At 68.2% G+C, this 22,683-nt stretch carries 16 protein-coding genes and 2 pseudogenes; 8 read left to right on the forward strand and 10 right to left on the reverse strand.

Features of this window, described 5'->3' with window-relative positions:
* Window position 1 precedes the first annotated feature (1 nt).
* The 4 genes and pseudogenes from W7U_RS10385 to W7U_RS10395 form a co-directional block, all read right to left on the reverse strand.
* The gene (locus W7U_RS10385; protein ID WP_008257658.1) at window positions 2–1,420 is read right to left on the reverse strand and encodes an MFS transporter; all 1,419 of its coding nucleotides are present in this window, start codon (window positions 1,418–1,420) and stop codon (window positions 2–4) included.
* A 57-nt stretch (window positions 1,421–1,477) separates the two neighbouring features.
* Window positions 1,478–3,649 carry an excinuclease ABC subunit UvrB gene (gene uvrB / locus W7U_RS10390; RefSeq protein ID WP_008257660.1) on the reverse strand — a complete coding sequence of 724 codons (2,172 nt, stop codon included), beginning with the start codon at window positions 3,647–3,649 and terminating at the stop codon, window positions 1,478–1,480.
* A 557-nt stretch (window positions 3,650–4,206) separates the two neighbouring features.
* Window positions 4,207–5,031 (reverse strand): annotated as a pseudogene (locus W7U_RS25540) (hypothetical protein); the annotation flags it as partial.
* A complete protein-coding gene (locus W7U_RS10395; protein WP_008257662.1) occupies window positions 5,028–7,067 on the reverse strand; it encodes a serine/threonine-protein kinase in 2,040 nt (679 codons plus the stop codon). The pseudogene W7U_RS25540 and the gene W7U_RS10395, both read right to left, overlap by 4 nt.
* A 157-nt stretch (window positions 7,068–7,224) precedes the next feature.
* On the opposite strand from W7U_RS10395, the gene W7U_RS10400 reads away from it, so the two are divergent.
* Both W7U_RS10400 and W7U_RS10405 read left to right on the forward strand, forming a co-directional pair.
* Window positions 7,225–9,819, forward strand: a complete 2,595-nt coding sequence (locus W7U_RS10400) for an FHA domain-containing protein (RefSeq protein ID WP_231504782.1) — start codon at window positions 7,225–7,227, stop codon at window positions 9,817–9,819.
* Between the two features lie 94 nt (window positions 9,820–9,913).
* Entirely contained in the window at window positions 9,914–10,354 is a 441-nt protein-coding gene (locus W7U_RS10405; RefSeq protein ID WP_008257664.1) for a DUF402 domain-containing protein, read from the forward strand.
* Between the two features lie 11 nt (window positions 10,355–10,365).
* Here W7U_RS10405 and W7U_RS26450 read toward each other — a convergent pair whose 3' ends face one another.
* Entirely contained in the window at window positions 10,366–10,527 is a 162-nt protein-coding gene (locus tag W7U_RS26450) for a hypothetical protein (protein WP_008257665.1), read from the reverse strand.
* Between the two features lie 86 nt (window positions 10,528–10,613).
* On the opposite strand from W7U_RS26450, the gene W7U_RS10410 reads away from it, so the two are divergent.
* The 5 genes from W7U_RS10410 to W7U_RS10430 are packed head-to-tail and all read left to right on the forward strand — an operon-like array spanning window position 10,614 to window position 14,388.
* Window positions 10,614–11,255, forward strand: a complete 642-nt coding sequence (locus W7U_RS10410) for a chemotaxis protein CheB (protein WP_008257666.1) — start codon at window positions 10,614–10,616, stop codon at window positions 11,253–11,255.
* Window positions 11,256–11,260: 5 nt separating this feature from the next.
* Window positions 11,261–12,259: a non-homologous end-joining DNA ligase gene (gene ligD, locus W7U_RS10415; RefSeq protein ID WP_008257667.1), complete on the forward strand. Its 999-nt coding sequence runs from the start codon at window positions 11,261–11,263 to the stop codon at window positions 12,257–12,259.
* Window positions 12,259–13,149, forward strand: coding sequence for a non-homologous end-joining DNA ligase (gene ligD, locus W7U_RS10420; RefSeq protein WP_008257668.1), 891 nt, complete (start codon window positions 12,259–12,261; stop codon window positions 13,147–13,149). The genes ligD (W7U_RS10415) and ligD (W7U_RS10420) overlap by 1 nt, the downstream gene beginning before the upstream one ends.
* Window positions 13,142–13,927 (forward strand): DNA-formamidopyrimidine glycosylase family protein, encoded by a 786-nt coding sequence (locus W7U_RS10425; RefSeq protein ID WP_008257669.1) that lies wholly within the window; start codon window positions 13,142–13,144, stop codon window positions 13,925–13,927. The genes ligD (W7U_RS10420) and W7U_RS10425 overlap by 8 nt, the downstream gene beginning before the upstream one ends.
* Before the next feature lie 47 nt (window positions 13,928–13,974).
* Window positions 13,975–14,388, forward strand: coding sequence for a hypothetical protein (locus tag W7U_RS10430; RefSeq protein WP_008257671.1), 414 nt, complete (start codon window positions 13,975–13,977; stop codon window positions 14,386–14,388).
* Between the two features lie 12 nt (window positions 14,389–14,400).
* Here W7U_RS10430 and coaE read toward each other — a convergent pair whose 3' ends face one another.
* From coaE to polA, 5 genes and pseudogenes are all read right to left on the reverse strand, one after another.
* On the reverse strand, window positions 14,401–15,615 hold the full coding sequence (coaE, locus tag W7U_RS10435; protein ID WP_008257672.1) for a dephospho-CoA kinase: 1,215 nt from the start codon (window positions 15,613–15,615) through the stop codon (window positions 14,401–14,403).
* An 18-nt stretch (window positions 15,616–15,633) separates the two neighbouring features.
* Window positions 15,634–17,076, reverse strand: a complete 1,443-nt coding sequence (gene rpsA, locus W7U_RS10440; protein WP_008257673.1) for a 30S ribosomal protein S1 — start codon at window positions 17,074–17,076, stop codon at window positions 15,634–15,636.
* A gap of 103 nt (window positions 17,077–17,179) precedes the next feature.
* Window positions 17,180–18,715 (reverse strand): annotated as a pseudogene (locus W7U_RS10445) (carotenoid oxygenase family protein).
* A 17-nt stretch (window positions 18,716–18,732) separates the two neighbouring features.
* Complete coding sequence (locus W7U_RS10450; RefSeq protein ID WP_029384787.1) at window positions 18,733–19,362, reverse strand: TetR family transcriptional regulator; 630 nt, start codon at window positions 19,360–19,362, stop codon at window positions 18,733–18,735.
* Between the two features lie 13 nt (window positions 19,363–19,375).
* On the reverse strand, window positions 19,376–22,036 hold the full coding sequence (polA, locus tag W7U_RS10455; protein WP_008257678.1) for a DNA polymerase I: 2,661 nt from the start codon (window positions 22,034–22,036) through the stop codon (window positions 19,376–19,378).
* A 164-nt stretch (window positions 22,037–22,200) separates the two neighbouring features.
* Here polA and W7U_RS10460 point away from each other — a divergent pair, with 164 nt between their 5' ends.
* On the forward strand, window positions 22,201–22,683 hold the full coding sequence (locus W7U_RS10460; protein ID WP_008257680.1) for a Zn-ribbon domain-containing OB-fold protein: 483 nt from the start codon (window positions 22,201–22,203) through the stop codon (window positions 22,681–22,683).

Here is a 22,683-nt window from a genome sequence, read left to right on the forward strand (position 1 = left end):
GTCAGCCCACGTTGGCGACCGGCCGCGCCTGGCGCGTGGCCCGGGTCGCGGCGTACGACACCGCCACACCGGCGGCGCTCACCGCGGTGAAGACCGTGAACAACAAATGGGCCGCGACCGCCTCGCCACCGGTGGCGGTGTTGACGACGACCCCGGCCAGTCCGGCGCCGATCGCCGCGGAGGTCAGCTGGACGGTGTTGATCGCCGCGGAGGCGGCGCCGCCCTCGGCCGGATCGTTGACGCAGGCCATCGCGCGGGCCGAGAGGTGCGGCCAGGCCATCCCGATGCCGATGCCGGCGACCAGCAGGGCCACCGCCCACAGGGCGGCGGTCCAGTTGGACCCGTCGCCGTGCCGGGCGACCGCGCCCAGCGCCAGGCCGGACGCGGCAACCAGCGGCGCCACCATGACCACCCGCCCGATCGTGCGCGGGTTTTCCAGCGAGGCGCTGACGATTTCGCTGACGGTCCAGCCGAGGGCGAGAGCCGCGCCCAGGAAGCCGGCCGCGATCGGCGTGAGGTGGGCCAACCGCTGCCCGAACAGCGGCACATAGGTGTTCACCATCGCCGCGCCCATCAGGACACCCATGGTGAGGTAAATCCACTTCAACGGCCCGGGAGAGAACACGCTGGGCGGCAGGATGGCCGCGTGCATGCGCCAGTCGACGATCACGAACAGGCCGACCAGCAGGATGCCGGCCGCGAGCAGCCCGTACGTCGCGGCGGTGTTGCGGGGAATCTGCGCGACGCTCACGGCCAGCGCGGCCACACCGATGATCAGCAGCGACCACACCGGCACCTTCATCCGCGGGATGCCGTTGGTCGGGTCGACGCGGGCCAGCGCGACCGGCACCAGCAGGGCCATCAAAACGGTGAGGACGGCCATCGTGACGAACGCCCACCGCCAGATCCCGAGCTGCGCGAACAACCCGCCCGTCGTGGGCCCGACCACCGTCGCGACACCCCACATCGCCGACACCAGCGCCGACCCCCGCGTCCACAGCCAGCGGGGCAGCGCGGAGTTGATCACCGCGTAGCCCAGGCCGGCCAGCAAGCCCCCGGCCACCCCCTGCATCGCCCGGCCAGCAATCAAAACATGCATGGTGGGGGCGGCCGCGCAAACCATGCTGGCGATGCCGAATACGGCGAGTCCGAACAGATACGACGACCGCGCCCCGACGCGCAGCAGCATCGGATTGACCATCGTCGCCGCGACCACCGACCCGACCAGGTACAGCGTCGTCACCCACGCGTAGAGCCGGCTTCCGCCGATCTCGGCGATGGTGTTGGGCAACAAGCTGGTGGTCAGGAACTCGTTGGTGGCGTAAAGCGCTACCCCACCGGCTAGCAGGATTGACGTCCTCAGATACCGGGCGCCCAGCAGCTCTCGCCAGCCGCCGGTGATAGTCGCCGCGTCGGTCACCCCTCTACCGTATGGGGTGCCGCGGGGTTACCCGGCGCAGATCGGTTGCCAGCAAACTCATTTCAGGCCGGCGGCGTCCATCCCGCGCAGTTCCTTCTTCAGGTCGGCGATCTCGTCCCGGAACCGGGCGGCCAGCTCGAACTGCAAGTCCCGGGCGGCGGCCATCATCTGCGCGGTGAGGTCCTTGATCAGGTCGGCCAGTTCGGCGCGGGGCATGCTGGTCGTGTCGCGGCCCTCGAACACCCCGGCGCTGACGGCGCGGCCCGGCTCGCCCTGCGCGCGCCGACCGCGGGACGCATTCCGCCCTGACCCGCCGATCTCCACCGTTTCGGTGTCGTCCGCCTCGCGATAGACCTGGTCGAGGATGTCGGCGATCTTTTTGCGCAGCGGTTGCGGGTCGATCCCGTGGGCCTCGTTGTAGGCGATCTGCTTCGCCCGGCGCCGTTCGGTCTCGTCGATGGCTTCCTTCATCGAGTCGGTGATCGTGTCGGCGTACATGTGCACTTCGCCGGAGACGTTGCGGGCGGCGCGGCCGATGGTTTGGATCAGGCTGCGCGAGGAGCGCAGGAAGCCCTCTTTGTCGGCATCCAGGATGGCGACGAGCGACACCTCCGGCAGGTCCAGGCCCTCGCGCAGCAGGTTGATGCCGACCAGCACGTCGTACTCGCCGAGCCGCAGCTGGCGCAGCAATTCCACCCGGCGCAGCGTGTCGACCTCCGAGTGCAGATAGCGCACCCGGATGCCCATCTCGAGCAGGTAGTCGGTGAGGTCCTCGGCCATCTTCTTGGTGAGCGTGGTGACCAGCACCCGCTGGTCGGCGTCGGTGCGCTTGCGGATCTCGCCGATCAGGTCGTCGATCTGCCCCTTGGTCGGTTTGACCACCACCTTCGGGTCCACCAGGCCGGTGGGCCGGATGACCTGCTCGACGAACTCGCCGCCGGACTGACTGAGCTCGTAGGGGCCCGGGGTGGCCGACAGATACACCGTCTGCCCGACCCGGTCGGCGAACTCCTCCCACGTCAGCGGGCGGTTATCGCACGCCGACGGCAACCGGAACCCGTATTCGACCAGGTTGCGCTTGCGCGACATGTCGCCCTCGTACATGCCGCCGATCTGCGGCACGGTGACGTGCGACTCGTCGATGACCATCAAGAAGTCTTCCGGGAAGTAGTCAAGCAGGGTCGCCGGCGGCGAGCCCGGCCCCCGGGCGTCGATGTGGCGGGAGTAGTTCTCGATGCCCGAACAGAATCCGACCTGCCGCATCATCTCGATGTCGTAGTTCGTGCGCATCCTCAGGCGCTGCGCCTCGAGCAGCTTGCCCTGGCCCTCGAGTTCGGCCAGCCGGGCGGCCAGTTCCTCTTCGATCGTCGAGATGGCGTGGGCCATCCGCTCGGGGCCGGCCACGTAGTGGGTGGCCGGGAAGATGCGCAGCGAGTCGACCTGGCGGATCACGTCGCCCGTCAGCGGGTGCAGGTAGTACAGCGCCTCGATCTCGTCGCCGAAGAACTCGATGCGCACCGCCAGTTCTTCGTAGGACGGGATGATCTCCACCGTGTCGCCGCGCACCCGGAACGAGCCGCGGGTGAAGGACAGGTCGTTGCGGGTGTACTGGACGTCGACCAGTAGCCGCAGCAACCCGTCCCGAGGCACCTCGTTGCCGACCCGCAGTTCCACCGAACGATCCAGGTACGACTGCGGGGTGCCCAGGCCGTAGATGCACGACACCGACGCCACCACGACCACGTCGCGCCGCGACAGCAGCGACGACGTCGCGGAGTGCCGCAAGCGCTCGACGTCGTCGTTGATCGAGCTGTCCTTTTCGATGTAGGTGTCGGTCTGCGCGATGTAGGCCTCGGGCTGGTAGTAGTCGTAGTACGACACGAAGTACTCAACGGCGTTGTGCGGCAACATCTCCCGCAGCTCGTTGGCCAGCTGGGCGGCCAGCGTCTTGTTGGGTGCCATCACCAGGGTGGGCCGCTGCAGGCGCTCGATGAGCCAGGCGGTGGTGGCCGACTTCCCGGTGCCGGTGGCGCCGAGCAGCACCACATCGCGCTCCCCCGCCCTGATCCTGCGTTCCAGCTCGTCGATGGCCGCCGGTTGGTCCCCGGCGGGGTCGTGCGGGCTGACGACCTCGAAGCGGCCGCCGGCGCGTACCAACCCCGCCACGGCCTCTTCGGCCGGGCGATATTCCGAATGGGCGACTACCGGATGTTCCGTGGCGAATGCCATGCCACCAGGGTAGAGGCGATCACCGACAAGTGCGTTGGAGCTGGTCTTTGCAGGTCGTCGTCCTGACGGTTGAGGGATTCGCTCATGGAGGATCTTGGTAAAGACGAGGCTGCGTCTTTGGTCGAGCTTGGTTTTGGCTGGCGCTAGACGGGGGCGCTCCGGTCGACGGCGTATACCGATACGCCTCAGAGATGCTCGACGTCCGGTCAGGGAGGTTCTCGCGCGGATAGCCGAACCACCAAATAGTGTCTGGCTCTCCCGGTTGGCGGGAGGACCAGGACGGCTGGTTTTCCTCGAAGTCGACCAGAAAGTAGTACAGGACGGCCTCATCCAAGTTTGGCCATGGGCCACGGTCGATAATCGACTCCCTGGTGTCGCGGACCAGGCCCCAGGTCCTGTCCGACGGCGGTGCCGTGTATACCAAGAACATCAGTGGGCCGTCGGTCCACGCGTGAGAGACCAGAAATGGATTGTGCCGCTTGACGTTCTCGTCGTCGATGTGGCGCAAGAGGTTCCGCAGCACGTCGGCGGCAAACTTGACATGAGCGTCGTTAAGTTCAGTTGATGGGCACATTTTTGTTCACCCACGGCGGACACAGTGTCCATCCCGGTTCGACTTCTACGACGCCACTACCGCCCGCGAGCGGGTACATAGAGATCACTCCCTTCTGACCTCCGTCAGGGATGCCGGCGCGTCCTTCATTGACGTTCACCACTATTCTCATCGTCAGGCTCTCACCAGTGTCCTCGCAGTCAGCGATTCCAAACGATCCTTGCGTGCAGTGAACACGATTAATCGGCACTTCGTAGACCAGAGTTCCGTCTTTGCTACTGATCGGTCGACTGTGTGAGATCAGATCTTTGAATACGTTGGGGTTTGTTACGTGGTGTCTCCAGAACGCCTTATCCCATCCGAAGCCCTGTTGCGTGCGCTCGTCGTAGTAGCCGCGTCGAAGAACAACATGGTTGCCATCTAGGTCGGTCGCCTCGGCTACTACCTCGTTGGTCGGGTATGACCCTGCGGGCGGAGGCTCCTGCTTGAATGTGTGATTGTCAACGGCTTGGACTTTGGGTTTGGGCCGTGGCTCATCAGGATTCGGTTCCGGCGGGAAGGTATCGCGGATTCCGGCCACGGCCGCAGTGACTTTGCCCGCGACCTGTTGATCAAGAGCGACCACTTGCGCCGCGCGCTGACGAATATCATCGGCATAGGTCTGCGCCTGGGATTGCCGAATGGCGCGCTGCGCGATCGAACCGGCAGTCGAACGATCGGTAACCGACATGTCCTCGCGCACATCGAAACCCGCCCTAAAGGCGTCCTCGACGACATATCGAACTCGCGAGCGTGCCGCGGACAAGTCAGAGGCCCCGTCCTCGGCTAACCCGCGGGACGCGTCCACGTCCGGGTGACCGGGTCGCATTGCAGCAGGTAGCCGTCGCTGGAGGTGCTCATGGCGAACACCGAGGTGCCCGGCCGGTCGCACGAGCTACCGGCCGCGTGCACGCCCATCGTGATCGGGGCCTTGGCCCAGCTGCTGCCCTCGCAGACGATCTGCTCGTTGTTGGTCGGGTCGTAGGCGACCTTGCCGACATCGGCGCACAACCCGCCCAGCACGGGCGGCGGCGGGGCGGACGCGGTGGTCGAGGCGTTGATGACCTGGGTGGGGTCGCCCAACGCCACGCCGGCCGGCGCGGCGCCGGCCCGGGCGGCCACCACGGGCACCCGGACCACCGCCCCCTGAGCGCCGCACTCGTTGCTGAGCACGGTCTCGGTCTGCGTGCCCCGCAGCGTGCCGTCGGCCTGCGGCGCCAGCGACCACGCGACGGTTTCCTGCTGGGTGGCCGGGGCGTGCCCGTTCGGCTGGACGCAGCCCACTCGCAACTGCTCGGGAGCCCCTTGCCAGTAGCCACCCACGTAGCGCAACGTGTCGGCCTGGCCGCCGCCGGTGGTGCTGGCCAGTTGGTGGGTGGCATCGTCCAGCTGGGTCCCGGTGGCCGCGCATCCGTTGGTCGTGCAGGCCGACCGGAACGCCCACCAGTCGGTGGTGGCTCCGCCGTGCCGGATGCCGATGCCGTTGGTGGTCCGCTTGGTCTGGTCATAGTCCAGGCGATACGTCCCGTTCAGCGCCGGTCCCCCCGCGGTGGGTGCGGCGCTGGGAGCGGGCAGGGACGGTTTGGAGGCGAGCGCGGGGCTGGGCGGCGGCGTGGTGGGCTCGAACGAGTACAGGATCGACCAGGTCGCCGCGACGGCGACGAGCACCGCGCACACCAGCGCTGCGGCCCACCGGGTTCTCGACGAGAACCGGTGGTTCAAGGCCGCGAGCCCGCGCCGGCGGTGCGGCGTCAACAGGGCGGTGCGCGGCGCCCGGGGACGGGCTTCGGAAACCCGCTCCCTGACGGCGGTGGCGAACTCCCGGCACCGCGCGAACCTGTCCTCGGGCCGTTTGGCGAGCGCCGTCGAGAACACGTCGTCGAGCTCCGCCAGCTCCGGCCGAAAGTCGCTGAGCCGGGGAGGCGCCTCGTGCAGGTGCTGACTGATCACCGCGATCGGGTTGGAATGCCGAAACGGTGGCGCACCGGTCAGCAGATGGAAAGCCGTTGCGGCCAAAGCGTATTGGTCGGCCCGCCCGTCGATCGGAGCACCGGCGAGCTGCTCGGGCGCGGCGTAGGCCACGGTTCCCACCGCGACATTCGTTTCGGTGATGCCGCTCACGTCGCCCAGGTGGCGCGCGACACCGAAGTCCGCCAACAGGATTCGGCGTTCCCCGTCTTCCGGGTGGGTGAGCAGGATGTTGGCGGGCTTGACGTCGCGGTGCAGCAGGCCACGGTCGTGCGCGTAGTCCAGCGCACCCGCGACCGCTTGCACGATGGCACACACCTCGTGGATCGGCATGCCCTCGGGGTGGCTCTGCTTGACCAACCGCGACGCATCGGTGCCCTCGACATAGTCCATCGAGATCCACAGATGCCCGTTGAAGGCGCCGCGGTCGTGGACGCCGACGATGTGGGGATGCCACAGCGTCGCCGCGAGATCGGCCTCCCGATTGAACCTTTCGCGAAACTCGGGATCGGCCGTCACCGCCTCGGCGAGGACTTTGATCACGTCGCGGCGCGGCAGCCGGGGATGCAATGCCAGGTAGACCTCGGCCATGCCACCGGCGCCCAGTTGCCGCAAGATCGTGTAGCCGGCGAACGACGCACCATTATCCACTGGCACGGAAGCGTTGTGTGGTTGCGGCGCTTGGGGTTCCGCGTTCGGCGCGGAACTCACCGGTGGTATCCGGCGAAACAGCTGCCCGATCGGCATCGCGGGTAACGAGTGAAAACCCGCGCGCAGGGCGTCGCGTGCCTGGCGCGGGTTGGTCAGCAGTCGTCGCCCGGTGCCGATGCGCCGGGTCGTTCGCTTGTGCTCATCCATCAATGCGTTGGTCCCCCTCCGATCGAATAATGCCGCACGGCCGTAGGCGATTCGACTCCGCCGACTATGAAACAGCTATGAATAGCCGTGCCGAAACAAAGGGAAGTCACAGCCGGATCCCATAGAAGCACGGCCGGCGCGACCCGATACTTGAGTGGTGACTCGACCCGCCCCGCCTCTGCTGACCATTCGGCACGACGGGTCCCAACGATCCTTCGCGGCCGGACACGAAGTGGTCGTCGGACGCGACGCGCAGGCCGACGTGCAGATCGCCGATCCGCGCATCTCGCGCGCGCATCTGATCCTGCGTTTCGATCAAGGCCGCTGGCTGGCAATCGATAACGGTTCGCTGAACGGGACCTATCTCAACGGTTACCGGATGCCGGTCATCGATATCCACGACGGCCAGAGCATTCACGTCGGCAACCCGCGCGGCCCGCACCTGACCTTCGCGATCGGGCCCCGGCAGGGCCAGGCGACCCGCCCGGCCCGCACCCGGCCCAGCCACGATTCCGGGCCACCGACCCTGACGTGGTCCGTGGTTGGCGAGCAAACGAATCCGACGCATCATCGGCCCCCGCCGCGCCGCGGCGGTCCCCGAGGTCCGCTGCCTCGCCCCGCGCCCCCGCCGCCGCTCGCGGCGCCGTCGCCAGTGCGCGGCGCACCACCGCAGGAGCTGACCGTCATCGATCCCGGCTCGCCCGCCAGGTTGCGGGCGGCGCCGGCAACGGAATTCACGGTGATCGACGCCAAGACGGCCGACGTGTCGAACCTGGCGACGCGCTTTGTGAGATTGCTCTCGCCGCGCGCGTCGTCCGCCGCGGGCACGACCGGCGCCCTGACCATCGGGCGCGCCCCCGAAAACGACATCGTCGTCCCCGACGTATTGGCGTCGCGACGGCACGCGACCTTGGTGCCCACACCGCTGGGCACCGAGATCCGGGACAACAGCGTCAACGGCACCTTCGTCAACGGCACCCGGGTCGGGTCGGCGATCCTGTCCGAGGACGACGTCGTCACCATCGGCAACGTCGACCTGGTGTTCCGTGACGGCACGCTCACCAAGCGCAGCGAAGCCGCGTCGCGCAGCGGCGGGCTCGAGGTGCGCAACGTCAAGTACGTCGTCGACAACGGCAAACAACTGCTCGACGACATCTCGCTGGTCGCACGTCCCGGAACGCTCACCGCCGTGATCGGCGGGTCGGGCGCCGGAAAGAGCACCCTGGCCAGGCTCATCGCCGGCTACACCACACCCAGCTCGGGCTCAGTTACGTTCGAGGGACACAACATTCACGCCGAGTACGCGTCGCTGCGCAGCAGGATCGGCATGGTCCCCCAAGACGACGTGGTGCATCGCCAGCTGACCGTCAACCAGGCGCTGGGCTACGCCGCCGAGCTGCGGCTGCCGCCCGACACCGGCAAGGCCGACCGTGCCGGGGTCGTCGCCCAGGTGCTCGAGGAGCTCGACCTGACCAAACATGCCGACACCCGCGTCGACAAGCTGTCCGGCGGGCAGCGCAAACGCGCGTCGGTGGCGCTGGAACTGCTGACCGGCCCGTCATTGCTGATCCTCGACGAGCCCACCTCCGGCCTGGACCCCGCGCTCGACCTGCAGGTCATGACCATGCTGCGCCAGTTGGCCGATGCCGGTCGTGTGGTGCTGGTGGTGACGCACTCGCTGTCCTACCTGGACGTCTGCGACCAGGTGTTGCTGATGGCCCCCGGCGGCAAGACGGCCTACCGCGGCTCGCCCGAGCAGATCGGCGACGCGATGGGTACCACCAACTGGGCCAAGATCTTCACCCAGGTGGGCGCAGACCCGGACGAAGCCAATCGCCGCTTCGTGGAACGCAGCGAGGCCCAAAAGCGCATGCCGGACAAGGCCGATGAGCCGAGCGGCCTGGGTGAGCCGGTGCACACCAGCGTGCGACGCCAGATCTCGACCATCGCCCGGCGGCAGTTTCGCCTCGTCGTCGCCGACCGCGCCTACTTCGTCTTCCTGGCGCTACTGCCCTTCATATTGGGTTCGCTGTCCCTGACCGTCCCGGGCAGCAACGGATTTCATGCGCCGGGGCCCAATGCGGGAACGCCCGACGAGGCCGCACAGATACTGGCCCTGCTGATGCCGGCCGCGGCATTCATGGGCACCGCCTTGACAATTCGCGATCTGGTCGGCGAACGGGCCATCTTCCAGCGCGAGCAGGCGGTCGGCCTGTCGACCACCGCCTACCTGCTCGCCAAGAGCGCGGTGTTCTGCGCGTTCGCCATTTTGCAGTCGGCGATCGTCACGGCGATCGTGGTGGCCGGCAAGGGCGCACCGACGCGCGGCGCAAATCTGTTCGGCCACTCCACGATTGGGGCCACGGTCGAGCTGTTCGCGACCGTGGCCGCGACGTGCGTCGCCTCGGCCATCCTGGGCCTGGCCATCTCGTCGCAGGTGCGCTCGAGCGAGCAAATCATGCCGTTGTTCGTGGTGACGGTGATGGCGCAGCTGGTGCTGTGCGGCGGCATGGTGCCCGTGACCGGCCGGCTCGGCCTGAACCAGTTGTCGTGGGCGATGCCGGCGCGCTGGGGCTACGCCGCCGCCTCGTCGACGGTGGACCTGCGGCACCTGGTGCCCGATTCGCTGCTGTCCCAGGACCGGTTCTGGCAGCACGCGCCGAAGACCTGGCTGCTGGACATGGCCATGCTGGCCGCGCTGTCGCTGTTGTACGGCGGGTTTGTGCGGTGGAAGATCCGGTTGCGCCGGTAGGGTGTGATCATTCAGGAGGAACAGCGAGATTCACCCACCGAAACACGAGACGTTCGACCTAGTGGGCCGCACCAACACCGATCCCAAGGGAATCGTGCGGGCCGTGGACGAGTATGCGGTGCACCCGTGGGGTCTCTACGTCGCCCGCCCCACCCCGGGCCGCGCCCAGTTTCATTACCTCGAATCGTGGCTGCTGCCGTCGTTGGGCCTGCGCGCCACGGTCTTTCACTTCAACCCCGGCCACGAACGCGGCCACGACTACTACCTGGATGTGGGCGAATACACGCCTGGCCCCGAAGTCTGGCGCTCCGAGGATCATTACCTCGACATCGAGGTCCGCACCGGCGCCCGCGCGGAACTGACCGACGTCGACGAGTTGCTCGATGCGGTCCGCCACGGCCTGCTGACCCCCGAGGTCGCGGAGCTCGCGGTGCGACGCGCCGTGGCCGCCGTGGATGGGTTGGCCCGCAACGGCTATGACCTGTCGCGGTGGCTGGCCGCCGGCGGCATGGAGCTCACCTGGCGCGGCCGTTGAGCGCGGCCGCACTACCTTGGCCGGTGGTTGGTGATGCTGTCGAACTCGTCTCTGACGATGCGGTAGCAGCCGCAGGCTAGTCGTTCCAGCCCCTGACGGTCGGTGATGGTCACGATGCCGCGGCTGTAGCGGGTCAGGTTCTGGGCCTGGATGCGTTGTGCCGTCTGGGACACGGTGGCTCGGGATGCGGCACGTTCGACGGCGACCCACGGTTCCAGGAACTATGTCGGCGCCCCGACACAAGGATTACCCTGGCGCTATGTCCGCGACCCAACACAAGCCCGTCCAGGCGGCGTTTGGGCGAGTGGTGCTGGTGGCGTCGCTGGGCGGCATGAAAGCCCTGGGCACCGTGCTCGCGGGTCTGCCGGGTGATTTTGCGGTACCCGTCGTCGTCGCCCAGCATCGCCGCCCCACGCTCAGCGGCGACGATCCGCTGGCCCAGATTTTGTCCCGCGCGAGCTCTCTGCCGATTCGAGTCGCCGAGCCGGGGGCGCCGGCGGACAAACCGGGCATCACCATCGTGCCCGCCGGAAAGACGGCAACCATCGATGCGGACGGCGCCTGGATGCTCGCCGAGGAAGCGGCCAAGGCCAGCGTCGGGGACGCCGTCCTGACCAGCTCCGCCGCGCTGGTGCCGACGGTCGCCGTGATCCTGACCGGGCGGCTGGCCGACGGCGCCAACGGATGTCGCGCGGTCAAGCGCAACGGCGGGCGCGTGCTCGTCCAAGACCCGGCGACCGCCGAGGCGTCGAGCATGCCGGCGCACGCGATCGCCACCGGCTGCGTGGATTTCGTGCTGCCGCCCGATCGCCTCGCGGCGGCGGTGCTCGCCCTGACCACCGCACCCGGGGGCGCCGAACTGCTGACGGTTCCCGTGCCGCCGTGGGCATGTCTTAACTAGTCGGCATGACGGACTTCGCGAGCCTGCCCGGTGCGGTGCGCGAAGCGCTGTACGACGAACCCGTGCCCGACTGGCGCTCGCCCACCCTGGCAACCCTCACCGACGACCGGTTCTCCGATCCGGGCTGGATCTTCGAGCGCAAGTTCGACGGCATGCGCTGCCTGGCGTTCCGCGACGGCGATCGGGTCCGGCTGTTGTCGCGTAATCGTCAGCCGCTCAATGGAACCTATCCCGAATTGGTGGATGCGCTTGCCGCGCAACCGGTCACGCGGTTCGTCGTGGACGGAGAGGTGGTGGCCTTCGACGGCCGGCGGACCAGCTTCGCCCGGCTGCAGGGTCGGCTGGGCCTCACCGACCCCGACGTGGCCCGGGCGTCGCCGGTGCGTGTCTTCTACTACGTATTCGATCTGCTGCATCTCGACGGCATGTCCACCGTCGAGGTGCCGCTCCTCTGGCGAAAGAGGTTGCTGCGCAAAGCGATCGACTTTGCCGACCCGCTGCGCTGTGCACCGCACCGCGTCGGGGACGGGATCGCCGCCTACCGGCGCGCATGTGAGCGCGGGGACGAGGGAGTGATCGCCAAGCGGGCCGACTCCACCTACCAGGGCGGTCGCTCGAAAAACTGGCTGAAGTTCAAATGCGTGCGCGATCAGGAGTTCGTGGTGGGGGGCTACACCAGTCCCAAGGGCAGTCGAGTCGAGTTGGGCGCCCTGATGCTCGGCTACTACGACGGCGGGGACCTGGTCTACGCGGGCAAGGTCGGCACCGGTTTCGACGACGCCACGCTGCGCCGGCTGCACGCGCGCCTGTCGCCGATCACCCGGGACAGGCCGCCGTTCGCCCGCGGTTTGGTGCGCGAGGCCGGCGCGAACTGGGTATCCCCCGAGATGGTGGTTCAGATCGGATTCAGCGAGTGGACGCGTGATGGCAAGTTGCGCCATCCGCGCTACCTCGGCATGCGCACCGACAAGGAGCCCGGCGAAGTGGTGCGGGAGACGCACTGATGGCCCGCGTCGACGTCGAGATCACCCACCCGGACCGCGTCCTGTTTCCCGCCGACGGGATCACGAAACGCGATCTCGCCGCCTATTACGACCAGGTGGCCGACACCATGTTGACGCACCTGCGGGGCCGGGCCCTCAACGTGCAGCGCTATCCCCGCGGCATCGCCGAAACAGGGTTCATCCAGCAGGATTTCGCCGATTCGCTACCAGACTGGATGAGCAGTGTCCGGGTGGCCAAGGAGGGCGGCACCGTAGAGCATCCGGTCGTCGAACGGCCGGAGGCGCTGCGCTGGCTGGCCAATCAAAGCTGCATCACCCTGCACATGTGGCAGTCGCGCCGGGCCCGGCTGGACCACCCGGACCGACTCGTCTTCGATCTCGACCCGTCCGACGGCGACTTCGCCGTGGTGCGAGCGACCGCACGCGCCACCGCCGGGGTGCTCGGGGACCTGGGCCTGGCGTGCTACGTCCAGACCACCGGCTCGCGGGGGCTGCACGTGGTCGCCCCCTTGCGCGCCGACACCGATTTCGACACCGCCCGGCAGTTCGCCCGTGACGTCAGCGAAGTGGTCGCCGCGGACGATCCCGCGCATCGCACCGTCGAGGCTCGCAAGGACAAGCGCGACGGGCGGGTATACCTCGACATCATGCGAAACGCCTACGCGCAGACGGCGGTTGCGCCGTATTCGGTTCGGGCCCGCAACGGCGCACCGGTAGCCACACCGCTGGAATGGGACGAGCTGGACGCCGGGCGGTTGCGGGCCGACCGGTTCACCATCCGCGACGTACCCAAACGGCTTGCCGGACAACCGGATCCGTGGGCGCACATGTCGCGGCACGCCCGCTCACTGGCCGGCCCGCTGCGCCGATTGGCGAGGCTACGTGCCTGAGCTGCCCGACGTGGAAGGGTTTCGGCGGCAACTGGCCGCGTCCCTGCCGCGGCGGCGAATCCGGCACGTGCAGGTGCACGATCCCGGGATCCTGCGCAACACCACCGGACAAGCGCTGGCGCGCCGGTTGACCGGTCACCGCTTCGCGGACCCACGCCGGCACGGCAAGTGGTTGGTGCTCCCCACCGACGGCCCGGCGCTGCTGATCCACAGCGGCATGACCGGCCGGCCCTACTATGCCCCCGACGGGGCCGCCCACGACCCCTACGAGCGGCTGGTGGTGTCGCTGGACGGGGGCGAGCTGCGCTACGCCGACCTCCGCAAATTGCGCGGGGTGTGGCTGGCCGACGATGCCGACGACATCGGGCACATCACCGGCCCGCAGGGACCCGACGCGTTGGGTCTCGGCCTGCGCGAGTTCCGCGCGGTGCTGGCCTCGCGGTCGGCCCGCTCGCGGCAGCTCAAACCCACGCTGATGGACCAGTCGGTGCTCGCCGGCCTCGGCAACCTGCTGGTCGACGAGATCTGTTGGCGGGCCAAAACCCGACCGACCGTGGCGGTCGCGGACTTGGGCGACGACGACGTAAAGGCCTTGCACGCCGCGATGACCCGGGTGCTGCGCACCGCGGTGCGCCACGGCCGGGTGCCCGGCCTGCCGCGCTGGCTCACCAGGGTGCGTGACGAGCCCGACCCGCGCTGCCCCCGCTGTGGGACGCGGCTCGAGCGCGCCCGGGTGGGCGGACGGGCGACGCTGTGGTGTCCGCGCTGCCAGCCGTAGCCAAACGATCTGGCTCGGAAATCACGCGGGTTGTAATGTCACCGGCTATGAGCTGCAAAGGCCACAGGTTCCTGCCGGTCGCCGCGGTGACGGTGATCGCCGCCGGGGCCCAGTTGTATCCGGCGACGGCGAGCGCGGACCTGCACAACATCACCTATCGGGCCAGGATCGACGGCGTCACGACCGGCAGTCAGGCCACGTTCGTCATCAACGGCGGCCAGACGAACACGGCCGGGCTGAGCTCGATGCCCGGCAACGCATTCGAGGCCGACACCGTATTGTCCGATCCGCAGCAGGCCGGCATGCGCATCGTGCTGCACTTCCCGTACTCGGCGAACGTGCACTGCGAGATCGACGTGGACGACAACGTTTTCGTCCAGGCCGACCAAATGGTCCGGCCGGTGGCGGGGAACGCCGATCCCAACAACGGCGCGCTGCAGTGCGGGGCGCCCCTGCCGTGAGTGGCGTAGTGGCTAGGGACGCCAGCCCGTCGCGTCGGCCCACTCCCAGGCCCGCCGGTAGGCGTCGAGAAACCACGGCTCCTTGACGGCAACATAGGCCGCAATGTCTCCCCCGCCGTCGGTTTCGGCGGTGCGCTTGACGCTCAGGTACTCCGCCCGCGCATCGGGATCGGCGGTCAGCCAGTCGGGGAACAGCAGGGCGAACTGCTGATTGGGCCACCCCTCCACCCGGATGTGCACATTGGTGGGCCGGCCGGGATCCGCCGAGGCGTGAATCCGCTTGGACCACAACGCCGGATCGTCATCGCGGTCGTAGCGGCCGACGGTGCTGCGCGCGTCGCTCTTGGCGACATCGCCGACGATGCGCTCGATGCGCGGGTACCCGGCGGACAACAAGGGTTCGGCGAGTTCGTCGGCGACGGCCAGGGATTCGACGGTGATCTGGATGTCGATGAGGTCCTTGGCGGGGAAATCCGGCACGGCCGTCGACCCGATGTGGTCGACGCGCAACGCCCGCTGCCCGCAGGTCGTCCTCAGGCGGTTGAGGATTCGCTGCGCCTGGTCCGGCCAGGTCGGGTCGGGCGGCGCCAATTGGACCGGCGCCGGGGCGATCTGACGCGTGCTCAGGTTGTGAGCAAACGGCACGATGCGGTTGTCCCACACCTGTTGGGCGCGTTGCACCAGGTCTTCCGGGCTGCCCGAGTTGTCCACCCAGATGTCGGCGACCGCGCGGCGCTGCTCGTCGCTGGCCTGCGCGGCGATCCTGGCGCGGGCGTCGTCTTCGGCCATGCCGCGCTGGTCGACCAGTCGCCGCAGCCGCACCTCGACGTCGGCGTACACGATGACCACGAGCGGGAACAGCGGCGCCATCCCGGACTCCACCAGCAGCGGAATGTCCTCGACCACAACCGAATCCTCGGGCACCGAGGCGATGATCTCCGCGCGGCGCCGGCCCACCAGCGGGTGGACGATTCCGTTCAGCGTCTGGCGGGCCTGGTCGTCGCGAAAGGCCTTGGCGGCCAACGCCGGTCGATCCAGCGATCCATCCGGCAGCAGGATGTCGGCACCGAACGCCTCGACCAGCGCCGCCAGCCCTTCGGTGCCCGGCTGGACCACCTCACGCGCGATGACGTCCCCGTCGACGATGACGGCGCCGCATCGCTCGAACGTGGACGACAGCGCCGACTTGCCGGCGCCGATGCCACCGGTCAACCCGATACGCAGCATGGCGTCCTCAGGTCAGGATCACGCGTTGCCGGCGAGTTTCTCCCGCAGCGCGGCCAATTGGGCATCGCTGGCCAGCGATCCGCCCGCCTTCTCGGCGGGCGCACCGTTGCCCGGCGACTGCTCGCCGGCCGTGTGGCCGGCCGCCTCGGCCGCCGCGAACTTCTCCATCTGCGCGGTGTGCATCTTGTGCCGGCGCTCGGCCTCGGCGTAGCGGGCCTCCCACTCGGTGCGCTGCTTGTCGAATCCCTCGAGCCATTCGTTGGTCTCGGAGTCGAAGCCCTCGGGGAAGATGTAGTTGCCCTGCTCGTCGTAGCTGTCAGCCATGCCGTACTTCGCCGGGTCGAACTCGTCGGTGTAGTCCTCGTTGGCCTGCTTGAGCGACAACGAGATCCGGCGGCGCTCCAGGTCGATGTCGATGACCTTGACCATCGCGTCGTCGCCGACGGCAACCACCTGGTCGGGGACCTCGACGTGGCGCTCGGCCAGCTCGGAGATGTGCACCAGGCCCTCGATGCCCTCCTCGACGCGGACGAACGCGCCGAACGGAACCAGCTTGGTGACCTTGCCGGGCACGATCTGGCCGATGGCGTGGGTGCGGGCGAAGTGGCGCCACGGGTCTTCCTGAGTCGCCTTGAGCGACAACGAAACCCGCTCGCGGTCCATGTCGACGTCGAGCACCTCGACGGTGACCTCGTCGCCGACCTGGACCACCTCGGACGGGTGGTCGATGTGCTTCCAGCTCAGCTCGGAGACGTGCACCAGACCGTCGACGCCGCCGAGGTCGACGAACGCACCGAAGTTGACGATGGAGGAGACGACACCCTTGCGGATGGCGCCCTTCTGCAGCTGGTTGAGGAACTCGCTGCGCACCTCGGACTGCGTCTGCTCCAGCCACGCCCGGCGCGACAGCACCACGTTGTTGCGGTTCTTGTCCAGCTCGATGATCTTGGCCTCGATCTCCTTGCCGATGTACGGCTGCAGATCGCGCACCCGGCGCATCTCGACCAGCGAGGCGGGCAGGAAGCCGCGCAACCCGATGTCGAGGATCAGGCCACCCTTGACCACCTCGATGACGGTGCCCTTGACGGCCTCGTCCTTCTCCTTGAGCGCCTCGATGGTGCCCCAGGCGCGCTCGTACTGCGCGCGCTTCTTGGACAGGATCAGGCGGCCCTCTTTGTCCTCCTTGGTGAGAACCAGGGCCTCGACCTCGTCGCCCACGGAAACGACCTCGTTGGGGTCGACGTCGTGCTTGATCGAGAGCTCGCGGGCGGGGATGACCCCCTCGGTCTTGTAGCCGATGTCGAGGAGCACCTCGTCCCGGTCCACTTTGACGATCGTGCCCTCGACGATGTCGCCATCGTTGAAGTACTTGATCGTTTTGTCTATTGCGGCGAGAAAGTCCTCGCTGGAGCCAATGTCGTTGACGGCTACTTGGGGCGAGGTGACGGCGGGACTCGGCATATTGTTGGGGTGCTCCGGACAGGTTTGGTCGTAGGGACAATTGGGATTTACCCATCGAGGCTACTCGACTGTGCACACGCTGGCCAAACCCAGTCCCGGCGGCTCACCCGGTTCGATGGGCCACCCGGTTGGTGAAGGCGCCGTGGTAGCTCATCGGCACGTGGAACGGCAGCCACGCCTCCGCGATCGGGCCGTCGGCCACGTGGGCCGCGTCGACCACCATTAACCTGCTGCGATGCTGCGATTCCTGGTATCCGACGGTGAGTAGCCAGCCGTCGTCCTCGGCCGTTCCGCCGGGTCGCGGCACAAACGTCGGCTCCACCAGCACGTCCCCGGGCGGGCAATAGGTCTGGACCGCGCCGGTGCGGTGATCGATGCGGGCGATTCCCTGGCCTGCAAACCTGGCCGGGTCCTGGACCGTCACGTAGGACACGTCGTGCCGGGTCGTGGAACGCCGCTCGTCGATCTGGGGGAACTCGCACCCGAAATCGGCCAACGGCTCGCGGGACACGCGCCCCGACGGGGCGATCCGGAACCGCGTCAGCACCACGGCGTCGTCGATGGCCCCGTAGTCGTCGACCTGGGCGATGTCGGACCGGATGTGGGCGGTGTATTTCTTCATGCCCGCGTAGGTCTGCGGCACGAACCGTGGCAGCTCGACGACGACATCGTCGCCGTCGTCATATGCGTTGGTGAAATGCCAGTGATAGAACGGATCGGTCTCGGCCACCCGCACCCGGCCCCCGTCGCGCGGCGCGAGAACGAAGTACGACGGCGCATCCCGCTTGAAAAATATGGAGTCTCAATAGGATTGGTGGCCGACGAGCGCCCACGGGTTGATCCGCAGCGGCGACACCACGAAGATCGCGTAGCGCCGGGTCAACGCCATGTCGTGCACCACGCCCATCCCCGGCAGCGGCACCGCCCGCAGGTAGCGGGTCACACCGTTGGCGCCGGTCTCGTAGAGCCGCAGGCGCATCCGCGGCACCGCCTCGCCCGCCAGCTCCCGCAGCCGGCGCCACCGCTCGCGACCGCGGGCCCCGCGCAGCGCGTGGCGCAGGTCGATCCGCGGGAAGTACGGGTCGAACCCGAAGTTGATTTTGGTGTTGGTGGCCGGGTCGTAGGTGTAGTGCGCCGAATAGGCCCGGACCGCACCCTTGAGCGCCCCGCCGAGGTTTGACGGCCCCATGGTGTCCAGGGTGTCGAGATCGAGTTCGTGCGGCGGTCCGCCCTCCCAGAGCGCCAGCAGCTGGTTGCGGTTGACCATGACGCTGGTGTTGGCGGTGTTGGCCGGCAGCCGCAGCGCGTTCGCCAGCGCGCCGCCGTCGCGCTGGTAGGCGAAGCCGCGGTCCACCAGCCGTCCGGCCGCCGTCGACCTCAGGTAGTGCTTGGTGCGGACGAAGCGGTTGCGGAAACGCACCCCCGACCCGTCGAGCACGAACGCGCTGACCATCCCGTCGGCATCAAAAATGCCCTCGACCTGCGTCGATCCGAGATTCCAGCGGCCCGACCCGTTCCGGTACAGGGTGCCGAGGAGCCCGTCGGGGATCGTCCCGGTGATTTCGGTGACGTCTACGTCGGTTTCGCCGACGATGTTTTCCCAGTACCGCGACGGAGCTTGAACGTCTGCCAGAGCCATAAAAGACAGTGTGTCTATTATCGCTGGGCGTTGTCAATGGTCTTGATGTCGTCGGCGTTGAACGGCAGGGCCGCCCCGCCGTCCCAGCACAGCGCGGTGAGGTGTTCGACGAGCGCCTCCCGCGGCATGGTTCCCGTCCGGCACCACCATTCCGCGGCCGCCACCGCCGACCCGACGATGGCCCGCGACCAGGGGGCCGCCGCCATGCGCGCGGCCTCGGAGCCCGACGACGACGCCAGCATCCATTCGACCGCGCCGGCCAGCTGCTCGAAGACACTGGTCGACGGGTCACCGGTGAGGGCCCGGTAGAGATTCGGCTCGGCTTCCATCCACGCGCTGATCACGTCGAAGAACAACGCCATCCGCTCCCTGAGGTCGGTGGAACCGGCTGCCCGAGTGGTGATTTCGGCGAGCAGCCGCTGCGAGGTGCGTTTGCTCAGCTCGGCCAGCAGCGCGTCACGGCCGGGGTACATGGCATAGACCGCCGAGCGGACGAAGCCGGCCTCGCCCGCGATGTCGACCAGTCCGGCGGACGGCCCCTTGGCGCGGATCACCCGCTCGGCGGCGTCGAGAAGCTCCGAGCGCCGCGCGCCGGGATCCACCCGCGAGCCCGCCGGGCGACCACGACTGCGCTTTGCCGGGGGCATCGACGGTGGCCTGTCAGTGCGCCGCAGCGTCCCAGCTGCGGCCGTAGCCCACCGAAACCTCGAGCGGGACGTCCAACGGGTAGGCGCCGCCCATCTTGTCGCGGGCCAACGCTTCGAGCTGCTCGCGCTCCCCCGCCGCGACCTCGAACAGCAGCTCGTCGTGCACCTGCAGCAGGATCCGGGAGGACAGCCCGGCGTCCTTGATCGCCTTGTCGGTTTCGATCATCGCCACCTTGATGATGTCGGCGGCGCTGCCCTGAATGGGCGCGTTGAGCGCCGCCCGCTCGGCGGCCTCGCGCACCTGGCGGTTACTGCTGTCGAGTTCGGGCAGATAGCGGCGGCGGCCGAACACCGTCGACGTGTAGCCGTCCTTGCGGGCCTGTTCCACCACGGCCATCAGGTAGTCGCGGACTCCGCCGAACCGGGCGAAGTACTGCTCCATCTGGTCTTTGGCCTCTTCGGTGGAGATCTTGAGCTGGGCGGACAGCCCGTAGGCGCTCAATCCATAGGCCAGCCCGTAGGACATGGCCTTGACCCGGCGGCGCAGTTCGGCGGTGACCTCCTCGATCGGCACGCCGAAGGCGCGGGAGGCGACGAACGAGTGCAGGTCCTCCCCGGTGTTGAACGCCTCGATGAGTCCCTCGTCCTTGGACAGGTGGGCCATGATCCGCATCTCGATCTGGCTGTAGTCGGCGGTCATCAGCTCGCTGTAGCCGTCGCCGACCACGAACGCGTCGCGGATCCGCCGGCCGGCCTCGGTGCGGATCGGAATGTTCTGCAGGTTCGGCTCGGTCGAGGACAACCTGCCGGTGGCCGCGATGGTCTGGTTGAACGTGGTGTGGATGCGCCCGTCGGAGGCCACCGAATTCAGCAGCCCGTCGACGGTGACCTTGAGCCTGGTGGCGTCGCGGTGGGCCAGCAGATGTTGCAGGAACGGGTGACCGGTCTTGTCGAACAGCGACTGCAGCGCGTCCGCGTCGGTGGTGTATCCGGTCTTGGTGCGCTTGGTCTTCGGCATCTCCAGCTCGTCGAAGAGCACCGCCTGCAACTGTTTCGGCGAGCCCAGGTTGATCTGCTTGCCGATCACCGCGTACGCCGCTTCGGCCGCGTCGCGGATCAGGTGGGCGAAGTCGCTCTGCAGTTCGGTCAGCAACTCCAAATCGACGGCGATGCCGGCGTTTTCCATCCCCGCCAGCACCCGCTGCACCGGCAGCTCCATGCCGCTGAGCAACGAGGTGGAGTTGATGCGGGCCAGCTCCTCGTCGAGCGCGTCGGCCAGATCCAGCACCGCCACGGCACGCAAAAGCAGCGTCTGCACCGCCTGGTCGTCGGTGCCGTCGGTGTCGTCGAGCAGCGAAAGCTGTTGCTGCTCAGGGTTTTCGGCCCGCAACTCGCGACGCAGGTAGCGCAGCGACAGGTCGTCGAGGGAGAAGCTGCGCTGCCCGGGGCGCACCAGGTAGGCCGCCAGCGCGGTGTCGGAGGTGACGCCGGCCAGCGTCCAGCCCCGCCCGGCCAGGTCGTGCATGGCCAGCTTGGCTTCGTGCAGCGCCTTGGGCGGCCCGGGGTCGGCCAGCCAGGACGCCAGCGCCGCCTCGTCTTCGGGATCCAGCGTCGCGGTGTCGATGTAGCGGCCCTCGCCGTCGGCGGAGACGATGGCCAGCGCGGTGGCGTCGGCGTCGTAGGCCAGGTGGGTGCCGACGACGGCCAGCCCGAAGCGCTTCCCCGAGCTGTGCTCGGCCAGCCACACCGCCAGCTCGCCGGCTTCCAGCGCGCCGCCGCGCACGTCGAAGCCCTCGTCGACCTCGGGCTCCACCGCGGCCAGGGTTTCGAACAGCCGGTCGCGCAGCACCCGGAACTCCAGGTCGTCGAAGAGCCGGTGGATCTGGTCGCGGTCCCACGGTTGCAGCCGCAGCGTGTCGGGAGTCTGGGCCAGCGGCACGTCTTTGACCAGATCGGTGAGCTCGCGGTTGCGGATCACGCTGGCCAGATGTTCGCGCAGCGCGTCGCCCACCTTGCCGCGCACCGAATCGACGTTGTCGACCAGCGCCTGCAGCGACCCGTACTCGCCGATCCACTTGGAGGCGGTCTTCTCCCCCACACCGGGGATGCCGGGCAGGTTGTCGCTGGGGTCGCCGCGCAGCGCGGCGAAGTCGGGGTACTGCGTGGGCGTCAGTCCGTACTTCTCGACGACCGCGTCCGGGGTGAAGCGGGTCAATTCGCTCACCCCCTTGCGGGGGTAGAGGACCGTCACGTTCTCGCTGACCAACTGCAACGAATCGCGGTCGCCGGTGACCACCAGCACGCGGTAGCCCTCGTTTTCGGCCTGGGTGGCCAGGGTGGCGATCAGGTCGTCGGCCTCGAAGCCCGGCTCGGCGAGCACCGTGATGCCCAGGGCGGCCAGGACCTCCTTGGTGATGTCGATCTGGCCGTGGAACTCGTCGGGCGTCGCCGACCGATTGGCCTTGTACTCCGGATAGCGCTCGGAGCGGAAGGTCTGCCGCGACACGTCGAAGGCCGCGGCGATGTGGGTGGGGGCTTCGTCGCGCAGGAGGTTGATCAGCATGGCGGTGAAGCCGTAGACCGCGTTGGTGGTCAGCCCCCCGCGGGTCTTGAAGTTCTCGGCGGGCAGCGCATAGAACGCCCGGAACGCCAGGGAGTTGCCGTCCAGCAGCATGAGCGTCGGCCTGGTCTGTTCCTCGCTGGCCTTCGTAGCGGTTTTCGTGGCGGGCACGGCTTTCACTTTAGGCACCCGGTGTGACGAGTTGCGCGCCCCGACCGCGCCGTCCGCAGAACTGCAACACGTTTCAGTTTTGTGCGCGGGCTGGGTACGCTGGCCCGGTGCCAGAAGTCATCCGACAAGAACCGGCGGTCGATGGATGGTTCGCCACCGACGACGCCGGTGTCCCGCATCTGATCGGCAGCAAGTGCCCCGAGTGCGGCACCTACGTCTTCCCGCCGCGGGCGAACAACTGCCCCAATCCGGGTTGCGCCAGCGACACGCTGGAATCGGTCGCGCTGTCGACGCGGGGAAAGTTGTGGAGCTACACCGAGAACCGGTACGCGCCACCGCCGCCCTACCCGTCGCCGGACCCCTTTGAGCCGTTCGCCGTCGCCGCCGTGGAGCTGGCCGAGGAGGGCCTGATCGTGCTGGGCAAGGTGGTCGAGGGCACGCTGGCCGCCGACCTGAAGGTCGGCACGGAGATGGAACTGACCACCATGCCGCTCTACACCGACGACGACGGCGTGCAGCGCATCGTGCACGCGTGGAAGCGCGCCGGCGACGATGCAGAGCGAAGCGATGAGAAGGAGCGGCGCAAATGA

Source organism: Mycobacterium sp. H4Y, from assembly GCF_000364405.1.
Taxonomy (GTDB): Bacteria; Actinomycetota; Actinomycetes; order Mycobacteriales; family Mycobacteriaceae; genus Mycobacterium; species Mycobacterium intracellulare.

Excerpts from the sequence above, each read along its gene's own strand:
- uvrB (WP_008257660.1), bottom strand. The coding sequence starts at position 3,649 with ATGGCATTCGCCACGGAACATCCGGTAGTCGCCCATTCGGAATATCGC.
- W7U_RS10395 (WP_008257662.1), bottom strand. The coding sequence starts at position 7,067 with ATGGATGAGCACAAGCGAACGACCCGGCGCATCGGCACCGGGCGACGA.
- W7U_RS10410 (WP_008257666.1), top strand. The coding sequence starts at position 10,614 with ATGTCCGCGACCCAACACAAGCCCGTCCAGGCGGCGTTTGGGCGAGTG.
- ligD (WP_008257667.1), top strand. The coding sequence starts at position 11,261 with ATGACGGACTTCGCGAGCCTGCCCGGTGCGGTGCGCGAAGCGCTGTAC.
- ligD (WP_008257668.1), top strand. The coding sequence starts at position 12,259 with ATGGCCCGCGTCGACGTCGAGATCACCCACCCGGACCGCGTCCTGTTT.
- W7U_RS10430 (WP_008257671.1), top strand. The coding sequence starts at position 13,975 with ATGAGCTGCAAAGGCCACAGGTTCCTGCCGGTCGCCGCGGTGACGGTG.
- coaE (WP_008257672.1), bottom strand. The coding sequence starts at position 15,615 with ATGCTGCGTATCGGGTTGACCGGTGGCATCGGCGCCGGCAAGTCGGCG.
- rpsA (WP_008257673.1), bottom strand. The coding sequence starts at position 17,076 with ATGCCGAGTCCCGCCGTCACCTCGCCCCAAGTAGCCGTCAACGACATT.
- W7U_RS10450 (WP_029384787.1), bottom strand. The coding sequence starts at position 19,362 with ATGCCCCCGGCAAAGCGCAGTCGTGGTCGCCCGGCGGGCTCGCGGGTG.
- polA (WP_008257678.1), bottom strand. The coding sequence starts at position 22,036 with ATGCTGCTGGACGGCAACTCCCTGGCGTTCCGGGCGTTCTATGCGCTG.